14 protein-coding genes are annotated in these 12,583 nt (G+C 68.4%); 7 read left to right on the top strand and 7 right to left on the bottom strand.

Annotated features, from left to right (window positions below):
• Positions 1-4: 4 nt before the first annotated feature.
• The 3 genes from D8I30_RS02950 to rplU form a co-directional block, all read right to left on the bottom strand.
• Positions 5-538: a GNAT family N-acetyltransferase gene (locus tag D8I30_RS02950; RefSeq protein WP_121481417.1), complete on the bottom strand. Its 534-nt coding sequence runs from the start codon at positions 536-538 to the stop codon at positions 5-7.
• Between the two features lie 176 nt (positions 539-714).
• A complete protein-coding gene (gene rpmA, locus D8I30_RS02945) occupies positions 715-999 on the bottom strand; it encodes a 50S ribosomal protein L27 (RefSeq protein ID WP_121481416.1) in 285 nt (94 codons plus the stop codon).
• Between the two features lie 96 nt (positions 1,000-1,095).
• Complete coding sequence (rplU, locus tag D8I30_RS02940) at positions 1,096-1,575, bottom strand: 50S ribosomal protein L21 (protein ID WP_121481415.1); 480 nt, start codon at positions 1,573-1,575, stop codon at positions 1,096-1,098.
• Positions 1,576-1,859: 284 nt separating this feature from the next.
• Here rplU and D8I30_RS02935 point away from each other — a divergent pair, with 284 nt between their 5' ends.
• The 4 genes from D8I30_RS02935 (at position 1,860) to D8I30_RS02920 (ending at position 5,038) form a co-directional block, all read left to right on the top strand.
• A complete protein-coding gene (locus D8I30_RS02935) occupies positions 1,860-2,519 on the top strand; it encodes a hypothetical protein (protein WP_121481414.1) in 660 nt (219 codons plus the stop codon).
• 87 nt (positions 2,520-2,606) lie between these two features.
• The gene (locus tag D8I30_RS02930; protein WP_121481413.1) at positions 2,607-3,566 is read left to right on the top strand and encodes a cation diffusion facilitator family transporter; all 960 of its coding nucleotides are present in this window, start codon (positions 2,607-2,609) and stop codon (positions 3,564-3,566) included.
• A 183-nt stretch (positions 3,567-3,749) separates the two neighbouring features.
• Positions 3,750-4,844 (top strand): CobW family GTP-binding protein, encoded by a 1,095-nt coding sequence (locus D8I30_RS02925; protein ID WP_121481412.1) that lies wholly within the window; start codon positions 3,750-3,752, stop codon positions 4,842-4,844.
• Positions 4,841-5,038, top strand: coding sequence for a DUF2093 domain-containing protein (locus D8I30_RS02920; protein WP_121481411.1), 198 nt, complete (start codon positions 4,841-4,843; stop codon positions 5,036-5,038). The genes D8I30_RS02925 and D8I30_RS02920 overlap by 4 nt, the downstream gene beginning before the upstream one ends.
• 12 nt (positions 5,039-5,050) lie before the next feature.
• On the opposite strand, the gene D8I30_RS02915 is transcribed toward D8I30_RS02920, so the two are convergent.
• Positions 5,051-5,737 carry an alpha/beta fold hydrolase gene (locus D8I30_RS02915; protein WP_121481410.1) on the bottom strand — a complete coding sequence of 229 codons (687 nt, stop codon included), beginning with the start codon at positions 5,735-5,737 and terminating at the stop codon, positions 5,051-5,053.
• Between the two features lie 143 nt (positions 5,738-5,880).
• On the opposite strand from D8I30_RS02915, the gene D8I30_RS02910 reads away from it, so the two are divergent.
• The 3 genes from D8I30_RS02910 (at position 5,881) to D8I30_RS02900 (ending at position 9,793) form a co-directional block, all read left to right on the top strand.
• Positions 5,881-6,846: a WD40 repeat domain-containing protein gene (locus D8I30_RS02910; RefSeq protein WP_121481409.1), complete on the top strand. Its 966-nt coding sequence runs from the start codon at positions 5,881-5,883 to the stop codon at positions 6,844-6,846.
• Between the two features lie 214 nt (positions 6,847-7,060).
• Positions 7,061-7,768 carry a monofunctional biosynthetic peptidoglycan transglycosylase gene (gene mtgA, locus D8I30_RS02905; protein ID WP_121481408.1) on the top strand — a complete coding sequence of 236 codons (708 nt, stop codon included), beginning with the start codon at positions 7,061-7,063 and terminating at the stop codon, positions 7,766-7,768.
• 123 nt (positions 7,769-7,891) lie between these two features.
• Complete coding sequence (locus D8I30_RS02900; protein ID WP_121481407.1) at positions 7,892-9,793, top strand: TadE/TadG family type IV pilus assembly protein; 1,902 nt, start codon at positions 7,892-7,894, stop codon at positions 9,791-9,793.
• A 78-nt stretch (positions 9,794-9,871) separates the two neighbouring features.
• Here the strand turns inward: D8I30_RS02900 and D8I30_RS02895 are convergent, their stop codons facing one another.
• From D8I30_RS02895 to D8I30_RS02885, 3 genes are all read right to left on the bottom strand, one after another.
• Positions 9,872-10,783 (bottom strand): isopenicillin N synthase family dioxygenase, encoded by a 912-nt coding sequence (locus tag D8I30_RS02895; protein WP_240387365.1) that lies wholly within the window; start codon positions 10,781-10,783, stop codon positions 9,872-9,874.
• 163 nt (positions 10,784-10,946) lie between these two features.
• A complete protein-coding gene (locus tag D8I30_RS02890) occupies positions 10,947-11,807 on the bottom strand; it encodes a DUF4908 domain-containing protein (RefSeq protein WP_121481405.1) in 861 nt (286 codons plus the stop codon).
• Positions 11,808-11,855: 48 nt separating this feature from the next.
• Positions 11,856-12,581, bottom strand: coding sequence for a beta-ketoacyl-ACP reductase (locus D8I30_RS02885; protein ID WP_121481404.1), 726 nt, complete (start codon positions 12,579-12,581; stop codon positions 11,856-11,858).
• Between the last annotated feature and the right edge of the window lie 2 nt (positions 12,582-12,583).

Here is a 12,583-nt window from a genome sequence, read left to right as displayed (position 1 = left end):
GATCTCAGGCCAGCCAGACCATCATGCGGGTGTCGGCGATCTCGCCCCGCGCGCGGCTGAAGGCGCGGCGGGTTTCGCCGGTGTACAGGAAGCCCGCCTTCTCCAGCACCCGGCCCGAGGCGGGGTTGTCGGCGAAGTGGCCGGCCACCAGGGCGCGGCGCTTCCACCGGCTCGACGCCCAGGCTAGGGCGCCCTGCAGCGCTTCGGTGGCGTAGCCTCGGCCCCAGAACTCCCGCCCGATCCAATAGCCCGTCTCGGGCACGGCGTCGGCGTCCTGGAACAGGCCGACCACCCCGACCGGGCCGTGGTCCTCGTGCTCGATCAGGAAGGTGTTGGCCCGCTTCGGGTCCTGGGACGCGACGTGCAGGACGAAGTCCTCGGCGTCGTCGACGCGGAAGGGGTGGGGCATCCGCTTGGTCATGCGGGCGATGTCGGGGTCGTTGGCCAGGGCGGCGATCCGCGTCACGTCTTGGGCGCCCGGGGCGCGCAGCAGCAGACGCCGCGTCTCGACGACGGGGGAGGTTTCGATCACGCACATGGTTCGGCCTCGATGTCTTCTGCGCCGCCTCCTTGGAGGGCTCGGGCGGCGTCGAGGCGGGGAAACGAAAACGGGGAGCCTGGTGATCCAGACTCCCCGCGGAAAATTTTCCCTTGGTCCGGATCGGCTGCTGTCGAGAGCAACGCGATCCGGGGAAATACTGTCCTGGCTTCGCGTTACTCGGCGGCCATCGCCTGGGCGTCGTCGTTGGCCGGGAGAATCGACACGTAACAACGGCCACCGCGTTTGGTGGTGAACTGCACCGCGCCGGTCGCCGTGGCGAACAGGGTGTGGTCGCGGCCCAGGCCGACGTTGGCGCCCGGGTGGAACTTGGTGCCGCGCTGACGCACGAGGATGTTGCCGGCCAGCACCTGCTCGCCGCCGAACTTCTTCACGCCAAGGCGCTTCGACTCAGAGTCGCGACCGTTGCGCGACGAACCGCCGGATTTCTTGTGAGCCATCTTGCTGCTCCTCTTCCTTGGTGCGCTACCGCCCGTTCGGGCTGCTTGAGCGCGCCATCTGTCCTGCTAGGCGCTGATCCAGCGCCGGTGAAAATCTTAGGCTTCGGCGCCTTCGGCCTTGGCGGCCTTCTTGGCGGGGGCCTTCTTGGCCTTCGGAGCCTCGGCTTCGACAGCCTCGACGCGCGGGGCCAGGCCACGGGCGCGGGCGTTGATTTCCGCCTTGGTGATCAGCTCGACCTTGCCGTCCCACTTGGCCTTCTCGCCAGCGCCTTCGATGCCGGTGATGCGCAGGACCGATTCCATCTGGCGATGGCCGTTCGTGCGGCGATAGCCCTGACGACGGATCTTCTTGAAGATCTTGATCTTCTCGCCCTTGCGGGTCTCGATCAGCGTGGCTGCGACAGCGGCGCCGTCGACCAGCGGAGCGCCGACCGTAACACCCTTGTCGCCGCCCAGCATGAGGACTTCACCGAAATTGACGGCAGCGCCAGCGTCGCCGTCGATCTTCTCGACAACAATCACATCGCCCGGTTGAACCCGGTACTGCTTTCCGCCGGTCTTGATCACCGCGTACATTAGGAAGCCTCAGCGTGAACGCAAAAATGGATGCGCCCGCCAGGAGACCCTGCGGGCGAAGAGCGGCGACATATACGGATGGTCACGGAAGAGTCAACGTGAAACGGACGCCAGCCGGGCCAAAACCCGCATGAAACCGGTTCCTGAGGAACTCTGTGGCCCGATTGCCCGCGCGAAGCAAGCCGGGTCTCCCGCAGCGGGCCGACGTGACGGGAGCGTTGCAGCTGAAGATTCTTCGCCGATTCTTCTCGACCGTTACAAAGTAACATTTTAAGAGGGCGGCCATGTCCTCTCCCGATCTCGCCGAGCCGGTGCTGCTGTCGCTTCTGGGCGGCGGCTTCGTCGCGGCCTTCCTGCACGCGGCCCTGCCGACCCACTGGCTGCCCTTCGTCCTGGTCGGCCGCGCCCAGCGCTGGAGCGTGGCGCGCGTCATGACGGCCGTGGTGACGGCGGGGCTGGCCCATATATTGTCGACGGCCGTGGTCGGCTCCCTGATCGTGGCGGCGGGCCTGGCGCTGAACCGCTGGGTCGAGGGGCTGCTGCCGCACCTGTCGGCGGCCCTGCTGTTCCTGTTCGGCGCCTTCTACCTGGCCCGCGCCTCGCTGAAGCGTCCGGCCACGGCGGGCGGCCCGGCGGCCGAGGCGGCCGAGCCCGCCGTGTCGGACCAGGCGGCCTTCTGGGGCCTGGTGCTGATGATGGCGGTGACGCCGGGCGAGGTGCTGCTGCCCATCTATCTGTCGTCGGCGACCGAGGGCGTCTGGGCCCTGGGCCTGCTGACCCTGGCCTTCACGGCGGGGACGGTGCTGGGCATGACCCTGCTGGCCGCCCTGGCCACGGCGGGCTACTCCATCCTGCGGCTGGAGCGCTGGGCGCGCTATGAAGGCGCCATCCTGGGGGCCGCCCTGATCCTGATCGGCTTCCTGGTGATGAGCCATCAGCATTGATGCACTGATAGGTTATATATTTACATTCAATGACTTGTGGTCTTCAGGCGTTGACCGCGCCGCGAAGCCGGGCCTAGAGGAGGGGACATGGCGCACGATCACGCTCACGATCACGACGATCATTCCCATGGCCATGGGCATTCGCACGGCCATTCTCACGGAGTGGGCGGCCACCATCATCACGGGCTCGCGGACACGGGCGACTGGCGCTACGCCGTCGGCCTGATCGTCAACCTGGCCTTCGTCGCCTGCGAGTTCACGGCGGGGGTCCTGGCCGATTCCACGGCCCTGATGGCCGACGCCGGCCACAACCTGTCGGACGTTCTGGGCCTGGCCATGGCCGGCGGCGCGGCCTGGCTGGCGCGGCGCGCGGCGGGGCCCAAGCGCACCTACGGCTACGGCAAGGCGACGGTGCTGGCGGCCCTGGCCAACGCCCTGCTGCTGATCTTCGCCTGCGGCGCCATCGCCTTCGAGGCGGTGCGCCGCATGGCCGAGCCCGCGCCCGTTGCCTCGGGCGTCATCATGGCGGTGGCGGGGCTCGGCTTCGTCATCAACCTGGGCACGGCCCTGATGTTCATGAAGGACCAGCACAAGGATCTGAACGTGCGCGGGGCCTATCTGCACATGATGGCCGACGCGGCGGTGTCCCTGGGCGTGGTGATCGCGGGCGCCGTCATCCTGTTCACCGGCTGGTCGCTGATCGACGGGGCCGTCAGCCTGGTCATCGTCGCCGTCATCATGGCCGGGACCTGGGGCCTGCTGAAGGACTCGGTGAACCTGGCCCTGGACGCCGCCCCCAACGGCCTGGACGTGGACGAGATCCGCGCCGCCCTGCTGGCCCTGCCGGGGGTGACGGCGGTGCACGACCTGCACGTCTGGGGCCTGTCGACCACCGACGCCGCCCTGACCGCCCACCTCGTCCACGACCGCCCCGACGCCGACGCCCTCCTGGCCGAGGCGCAAGGCCTGGCGCGCCGCCGCTTCGACATCAGCCACACCACCCTGCAGCTGGAGACGGGCGTCCTGCCCGATTGCCCGAGCTGCTGAGCGCGCTTTCCTCCCCATACAATGGGGAGGGGGACCGCGAAGCGGTGGAGGGGCCCTGCGACGGCGGACCCAAGAAGCCCCTCCGTCTCGTCGTCTGCGCCGCCGATCCACCTCCCCATTTCATAGGGAGGAGAGGGCATCGAACGTCTTCCATTTCCGCCTTCGACGCGCCATCTAGCGCCCATGACCCAGAAGACCCCTGTCACCGTCCTCACCGGCTACCTCGGCGCCGGCAAGACCACCCTCTTGAACCGGATCCTCACCGAGGACCACGGCAAGCGCTACGCCGTCATCGTCAACGAGTTCGGCGAGATCGGCATTGATAACGACCTGGTGGTCGGCGCCGACGAAGACGTGTTCGAGATGAACAACGGCTGCGTCTGCTGCACGGTGCGCGGCGACCTGATCCGCGTGGTCAACGGCCTGATGAAGCGCCAGCGCCCCGGCAAGCCCGCCTTCGACGCCATCATCGTCGAGACGACCGGCCTGGCCGATCCCGGCCCGGTGGCCCAGACCTTCTTCGTCGACGACGAGGTCAAGGCCAAGACCCAGCTGGACAGCGTCACCGCCCTGGTCGACGCCAAACATGTCATGGCGCGCCTGGACGACTCGAAAGAGGCGCGCGAGCAGGTCGCCTTCGCCGACCGCATCATCCTGAACAAGATCGACCTGGTGGACGAGGCCCAGCTGGCCGCCGTCGAGGCCCGCCTGCGCGCGCTGAACCCGCTGGCCCCCATCGTCCGCGCCGAGCGCTCGAACGTGCCGCTGGATCAGGTGCTGGGCCTGCACGCCTTCGATCTGGACCGCATCCTTGAGGTCAAGCCGGACTTCGTGAACCCGCCCCACGGCGCCGAGGGCCACGTCCACGACGAACACTGCGGTCATGGGCATGACCATGCCGAGGACCATGCCCACGACGAGCATTGCGGTCATGACCATGACCACGATCATGCGCATGGCCCGCGCGGCCACGCCCATGAGGACGACATCAAGGGCATTTCCCTGACACTGGACCGCCCGCTGAACGGCGCCAAATTCACTGCCTGGCTCGACCGTTTGCTGGGCGAGCAGGGCCAGAACATCCTGCGCGCCAAGGGCATCATCGACGTGGCCGGCGAGGATCGCCGCCTGGTCTTCCAGGCCGTGCACATGATCCTGGAAGGCGACTTGCAGAAGCCCTGGGGCGACAAGGAACGCCGCTGGAGCCGCGCCGTCTTCATCGGCCGCGACCTGAACGAGGCTGAACTCAAGGCCGGGTTCGAGGCCTGCGCGGCATGACGGGCCGGGTCGAAGCCAGACTGATCTACGGCACGCCCGAGTTCGAAATCATGCAGGGCGGCGATTTCGTCCGCTGCGCGGTCTCGGGCGCGCCGATCCCGCTGGAGGCCCTCAACTACTGGAGCGTCGAGCTTCAGGAGGCCTACGCGTCCGGCGAACTGATGACGAAGCGCTGGCTCGAGACGCACAAATAACACCCTCTCCCATCAGGAGAGGGTCTTCAGCCACTCCGTCATCGCCCGCGCCAGCGCCTTCGGTTGTTCCAGCGGGATCATGTGGCCGCTGTGCGTCACCGTCTCCAGCGTCGAGCCTGCGATCCCGCGATGCAGCTCCTCCGCCTCTTCAGCGCTGCGCAGCCGATCTGCGTCCGCCGCCACGATCAGCGTCGGCTGAACAATCTCGCCCAGCCGCTCCAGATCGCCCGCCCGCGCCATCGCCGATTGGCGATGAAACACCTCGCCGCCCAGCCTCAATCCCATGTCGCGCACCCGCGCGATCATCGCCTCGTCGTCGGCCAGATCGGGGTGCAGGGACGAGACGATGGCCGGGCGGCTCAACCCCTTGAAGGCCTTGGGCGGCGCCTTCAGGGCCGAGCGGCGCTGGCGGATCAGCTCTTCCGTATCCCCGCGCGCCGAGGTCGCGATCAGGATCAGCGCCTCGACCCGATCCGGCGCCATCCGCGCCAGCTCCCGCGCCACATAGCCGCCCATGGAGAAGCCCACGGCGACGAACCGCTCCGGCGCCTCGCCCAGGATGGCCGCCGCCATGCTCTCGATATCTTCGCCCCGGCTGAGGTCTGTGGCGGCCAGGGGCCCGAACGGAGCCAGGTCGTCGGTCATGGCGTCCCACAGGGTCGCATCGGCCATGAAGCCGGGAATGAGCAGCAGGGTCATGGCCGCCTCTATAGGCCCGACCGGCGACAGACGCGACGCGGGACGCGACAAGCTGGAGCGAAGATCTGAGTTCACATGCGTTCGCATGTGAGCCGATTTCGCTCTATGAGGCGCGTCTGACTTTCCTGCTTTCGCGAGCCGACATGCCGACCTTTTCCTTCGACGCCCAGGTCACCGCCGCCCTGTTCGACAAGACGGGCGCCATCTTCGCCCTGGGCGACGGCTCGGTGCGGTTCGAGAGCGGCGCCCGCAGCGAGGTCCATGACGGCGCCGTCCTGTGCGCCTGCGTCCACCCCTCGGGCGAGGGGATCGTCACCGGCGGCGACGACGGCAAGCTGGTCTGGAGCCGCGAGGGCGAGGCCGTGCTGCTGGCCCAGACCAATTGGCAATGGATCGACGCCGTGGCCGCCTCGGCCGAGTCGGGCCTGATCGCCTTCTCCTCGGGCCGCACCCTGAGCGTGCTGGACGTCAAGGACCCGCACTTCCGCCGCGACTTCCAGCACGAGCGCACCGTCTCGGGCGTGGCCTTCGACCCCAAGGGCCGCCGCATCGCCGCCTCGACCTATGGCGGCGCCTGGCTGTGGTACGCCCGCATCGAGCAGCAGCAGCCGACGAAGCTGGCCTGGGCCGGGTCGCATCTGGCGGTCGGCTTCTCGACCGACGGCGCCTATGTCGTCACCTCGATGCAAGACAACCAACTGCACGGCTGGCGCCTGAAGGATCAGAAGAACATGCGGATGGGCGGCTACCCGTCCAAGATCAAGAGCTTCGCCTTCCTGGCCAAGGGGCAGCTGCTGGCCACCTCGGGCGCGCAGGGCGTGGTGCTGTGGCCCTTCATCGGCTCGAACGGGCCGATGGGGCGAGAGGCGACCGAGATCGGCTTCGACGAGACGACCCTGATCGCCCAGGTCGCCGCCGCGCCCCAGCATGGCCGTCTGGCGGCGGGGCTGGAGGACGGGCGCGTCTGGTGGGCCGACCCGGCCGGGCGCGGCCTGTCGTTCGTCAAGCAGGACAAGGGCGCGCCCATCACCGCCCTGGCCATGAGCGACGGCGCCGCCCGCATCGCCTGGGCCGACGAGGACGGCCAGGCGGGCGTGGTTTCGCTCTAGTTCCTGAACCCTCCCCCTCGATGGGGGAGGGCAGGGTGGGGGTGCGGGCAGGACGTTTCCGGCGAGGCGCGGAGATGTCGCCGCGCCTCCCGCGCCCATCTTTACCCTCGCGCACCCGCCCCCATCCCCGCCCTTCCCCCATCGAGGGGGAAGGGAGAAGAAGAGCACCAAGCGTCGCCGTGATTTCTCGATCGTCCTGAGCCACAATAGACTCATGACCCGCGCAAAGGGCCGCAGACGGCGGCCGTTCCTGACCCTGTTGCTGATCCTGGCTCTGTTCCCCCTGGCCGGGGTGGCGGTGCATCGCTTCCTGCCGCCGCTGGCGACCATCCTTATGGTCAAGCAGGCGGCGGCCGGGCACGGCATGGACTATCGCTGGCGCTCGCTGGACAAGATCTCGCCGCGCCTGGTCGAGGCGGTGATCGCCGCCGAGGACGCGCGCTTCTGCCGGCACCACGGCTTCGACGTCGAGGCCATCCAGAAGGCGCTGGAGGCCAACGAGCGGGCCGAGCAGAACGGCTCGGGCCGGGTGCGCGGCGGTTCGACCATCAGCCAGCAGACCGCCAAGAACGTCTTCCTGTGGCCCGGCCGTGACTGGGTGCGCAAGGGTCTGGAGGCCGGCTACACCGTCCTGATCGAGGTCGGCTGGGGCAAGCGGCGGATCATGGAGATGTATCTGAACGTCGCCGAATGGGCGCCGGGCGTCTATGGCGCCGAGGCCGCCTCGCAGCACTGGTTCGGCAAGGGCGCGGACAAGCTGACCGCGCGGGAGGCCGCCCGCCTGGCCGCCATCCTGCCCAGCCCGCGCCGCTACAAGGCGGCCAACTCCGGCCCCTATGTCCGCCGCCGCGCCGCCCGCATCCAGGCCGCCATGGGCACGGTGCGCGAGCAGGGGCTGGACGCCTGCGTCGACCGGCGCTGAAGGGCGGGACGGAAACGCCCCGTTAACCGTGGGCGTGGGGCCTTCCCTTAACCCTGCCGCTCCATGCTGTCGCCGACTGCGGACCGTGCGTCCGCGCCACGGAACGCCGGGGCTGCAATAGCGATGGACCGACTGAAACACGCTCAGGAGGCGGTCAGCGCCCGCCTGAAGGGACTGGTCTCGCGCCTGCTGCGCCGGACCGAGGGCAATGTGGCGATGATGTTCGGCCTGGCCCTGCCGCTGCTGGTGATGATCACCCTGGGCGGCATCGACATCCACCAGGCCTCCAAGGTGAAGGCCAACCTTCAGGACGCGCTGGATGCGGCCGCCCTGGCCGCCGCGCGCTCGACCTTCACCGACGACGTCAACATCAACCGGATCGGTCTGGCGGCGCTCAAGGCCAATATGCCCGGCTATTTCGCCGAGGATTCCCAGGACACCGCCAGCTTCGTCCTGGCCGACAACCGCGTGACCGGGGACGCGCGGGTGAACGTCAAGGTGCTGGTCGCCAACATCGTCCTGCCGCCCTACGGCAAGCTGCTGGACGACTACCTGCCGGTCAGCAGCCGCTCCGAGGTGCTGCGCGCCTCGCGCAACGTCGAGGTGGCCATGGTGCTGGACACCACCGGCTCCATGGCCGGGACGCGGATCAGCGACCTGCGCGCGGCGGCGATGGAGCTGGTCGACATCGTGGTCCAGCAGCAGCAGACGCCCTTCTATTCCCGCGTGGCCCTGGCGCCCTACGACTGGGCGGTGAAGCTGGACGCCAGCACCACCTTGCCCGGAACCCTGGCCAAGGCGGCGCGCGGCGACCTGCGCCGCCCGACCGGGATCACCGACGTTCGCTATTTCGACAGTTCGGGCAGCGTCTCGTCTGTCTCGCGGGCCAAGCCCGCCGTGGTGACGACGTCGACGAACCACGGCCTCAAGACCGGGGACCGGGTGGCGATCGCGGGGGTGTCCAACACCACCAACATCAATGACAACGCGCACACCGTCACGGTCGTCGACGCGAAGACCTTCAGCCTGGACGGTTCCGACACCCGGTCGTACTCGAAGAACGGCTCCAGCGGCACGTTTGCGAAATGCCTCAGGGCGGACTGCAAACTGATCGTGACCTCCGCAAGGCACGGCCTGACGGACAACGACTATGTCTATATCGACGGGACCTCCGGCCTGAAGCGGCGCACCAACAGCGTGCCGCACATCAACGGCAACTTCGTTCCGATCGAAATCCTGGACGTGGATCGCTTCGTCATCGATCGTTTCGGCCCGAACTATGACGCCTATGGCAACTCGGGCCAGGCCTACTGCACCGTGCGCGGCTGCGAGTATTTCGTCTTCAAGAACTCCGCCGGCTCCATGTCGATCCTGCCCGCCACCAACTGCGTCAGCGAGCGAACGGGCGCCGAGGCCTACACCGACGTCTCGCCGGTCACCGCGCCGGTGGGCCGCGTCTATTCGACCGGTTGCAACTCGCAACCCATCCTGCCCCTGACCAGCGTGCGCAGCGATCTGGAGAACCGGATCGGCGCGCTCCAGGCGTCCGGCAACACCGCCGGCCAGATCGGCATCGGCTGGGGCTGGTATCTGGTGTCGCCCACTTTCGGTTCGATCTTCACGGGCGACGGCCGGCCGGCGCCCTATGACACCTCCGAGACCCTCAAGGCCGTGGTCCTGATGACGGACGGCGAGTTCAACGCGCCCTACTGCCAGGACGTGGCCGCCAATACGGGCGGGTCCTCGACCAGCCGCATCTATTGCACGGCGACCAACGGCAGCCCCTTCCAGCAGTCCGTGAAGATGTGCGAGGGCATGAAGGCTCAGAACATCGTCGTCTATACGGTCGGCTTCGGCCTCGGCAGCAACCGCGGCGGTTCCGGCGTGGATACGGCGATCGAGGTGATGGAGACCTGCGCCACCAACAAGGACACCCACTTCTTCAAGGCCGACAGCGGCACCGACCTGAGGGAGGCCTTCAAGGCCATCGGCCGCGACATTACCCGGCTGCGCATCGCGCGCTGAGGCGGGGCGTCGCCCCCCAAGCAAAAGGGCCGGCGGATCGCTCCGCCGGCCCTTCGTCATTTCAAGCCCGCCGCCCGATCAGATCAGGCGGATCTCCTTGAGGCGCTCGGTCAGGAAGTCCTCGGCCAGGATGGTCTTGCCCGCATAGCGGTCCGGGTTGTCCGGGGTGATCGTCGACGGCAGGGTCTCGATCGGGAAGTCCGGGTTGAAGTGCAGGAAGAAGGGCGTCGAATAGCGGGCGAAGCCGCGACGCTCGGGGGCCGGGTTGACCACGCGGTGCGTCGTCGACGGCAGGACGTGGTTGACCAGGCGCTGCAGCATGTCGCCGATGTTGACCACCAGGGCGCCGGCGGGCGGGGCGATGTCCAGCCACTCGCCGTCGGAGTCCTTCAGCTGCAGCCCGGCCTCTTCGGCGCCCAACAGCAGGGTGATGACGTTGATGTCCTCGTGGGCGCCCGCGCGCACGCCCTCGGCGTCGGCCGGGATCGGCGGATAGTGCAGCAGGCGCAGCACGCTGTTGCCCAGCTGGACCTTGTCCTCGAAGTAGTCGTCGTCCAGCTTCAGGTAGCGGGCGATGGCCTTCAGCACCCGACGGCCCAGTTCGTCCAGGCCCTCATAGAGGCCATAGACGTGCTGGCGGAAGCCTTCGACCTCGGTCGGCCAGACGTTGTCGCGCATGTACTTCCGATAGGGGTGGCCTTCCGGCAGTTCGCGGCCCGTGTGCCAGAACTCCTTCAGGTCCACGGCCTTGGCGCCCTTGGCGGCCTCGACGCCGAAGGGGGTCAGGCCGCGCGCGCCGCCGGTGCCGGGCTGATGATACTGGCGCTTCACGTCCTCGGGCAGGGCGAAGAAGGCCTTGGCGTCGTTCACGGCGGCGTCGATCAGCCCCTGATCCAGACCGTGATCGGCGATGACCGCGAAGCCGTAGCGGGAAAAGGAGGCGCCTAGGGCGTCGGAGAAGGCCTGGAAGTCGGCGTCGTAGCCCTTCATCGACACCGGGACGATGGCGCGGGTCTTGGCCTTGTCCTCGGCGGAGACGGCGGTGAGGGAAGAGGTCACTGTGCGATCAGCCTCTGATTGGTGAGCATGGCAGCCCTCATACGCCTTGCGCGCGCAAAAGGGCAGATGGGGAAGGCGGACCCTTTGTCCCGGCCTAGTCCTGCGGGATGACGGCGCGGATGACGCGCGCCGAGGACGGGCGGCCGGCGATGCCGCGCTTGGGGTCGACGACGACGCGCAGGTCGCCGCCCGAATAGCTGACCGAGGCGCGGGGGCCTTCGACGATGGTGATGCTGCGCAGCCGGTCCAGGAAGGGGCGGGCGCTGGGCGAGCGGGCGATGCGGATCACGGCGTCGGTGGTGACGATCAGGGCCTCGATGCACAGGGCCTCGGATTCCTCTCCGAAGACGTTGATGCGCACCAGGCGGCCCATGGCCTCGCTGACCAGGCTGCTGCGCCGGGTCATGAGGTTGAACATCTGCACCGGCCCCAGGGACGGCGGCTCCAGGCTGACCGGCGGCCCGGCCAGGGACACCGGCGAGCCGCCGGGCGTGCGCGTCGTATAGACGGTGATGCCGCCGCCGGTGGTGACGCGCAGCACCTGATCGCCGGCGTCGTTGCGATAGATGGTGTCGCCGCGCGGGGCCGAGGACGGGCGCAGGGCCCAGGTCTCGGTCGAGCGCTCGAAGCGCAGCAGGGTCAGCGATCCGGCCTGGTCCAGGATGAAGGCCTGTCCGGCCTCGGACACATAGCGGCCGGGCGGCGGGGTGGTGCGGATGACCGACTGGTCGCGGATGACGCGGCTCTGTTCGGCCTGGATGTTGGCCTGGACGTTGGATCGGGTCTGAGCCTCGGCCTCGGCGGCGCCCGCCAGGCAGGCGAGGGCTAGCGCCAGGACCGGGGCCAGGCCGGTGATCGTCTGCGGGCCGCGCAGGGTCGCGGGCGTCGCGGCGCACGGCGTCGCGACGGCGCAGGGGCGCGGGTTCTCCGCCACGACCTTGACCGCAGCCATCATGGCGACAGTCGTGGAACGCCCGAACGGCGGATTTTGGGCGGACGCGGCCTAGCCAACCAAGTACTGCCCTCCGTTCAAAGAGAGGGTGCACCCTGTGACATATCCGGCACGCTCGCCGGCCAGCCAGGAGACCATGTCGGCGATTTCCTCGCCCTTGCCGAGCCGCCCGACCGGAATCTGGGCGACGATGGCGTCCAGCACCTTCTGATCCATGGCGCCGACCATCTCGGTGTCGATGTAGCCCGGCGCGATGCAGTTGACCGTCACCCCCTTGCGCGCGTTCTCCAGCGCCAGGGCCTTGGTGAAGCCGATCATGCCCGCCTTGGCGGCGGAATAGTTGGTCTGGCCGATCTGGCCCTTCTGACCGTTGATCGAGGAGATGTTGACGATCCGGCCCCAGCCGCGGTCGCGCATGCCGTTGATCACCTGGCGCGTCATGTTGAAGACGCTGTCCATGTTGACCCGGATCACGTCCGACCACTGGTCATGGGTCATCTTGTGGAAGAAGCCGTCGCGGGTGATGCCGGCGTTGTTGACCAGGACGTCGATGGGGCCCAACTGCGCCTCCACCTCCCTGACCGCTCGTTCGCAGTCCTCGAACGAGCCGACGTTGCCCTTGACCACCATGACGCCCAGTTCGCGGGCGGTGGCCTGGGCGGCCTCGTCATTGCCGGAATAGCCGGCCGCGACCTGCAGTCCGTCTTCCTTCAGCCGCTGAACGATCGCCTTGCCGATGCCCCGGGTGCCCCCGGTGACCAGAGCCGTGCGCGCCATTT

The organism is Brevundimonas naejangsanensis (assembly GCF_003627995.1).
Lineage (GTDB): Bacteria > Pseudomonadota > Alphaproteobacteria > Caulobacterales > Caulobacteraceae > Brevundimonas > Brevundimonas naejangsanensis_B.
Note: the sequence above shows the minus strand (reverse complement) of the source record. Positions and strands in the feature narration are given on the sequence as shown.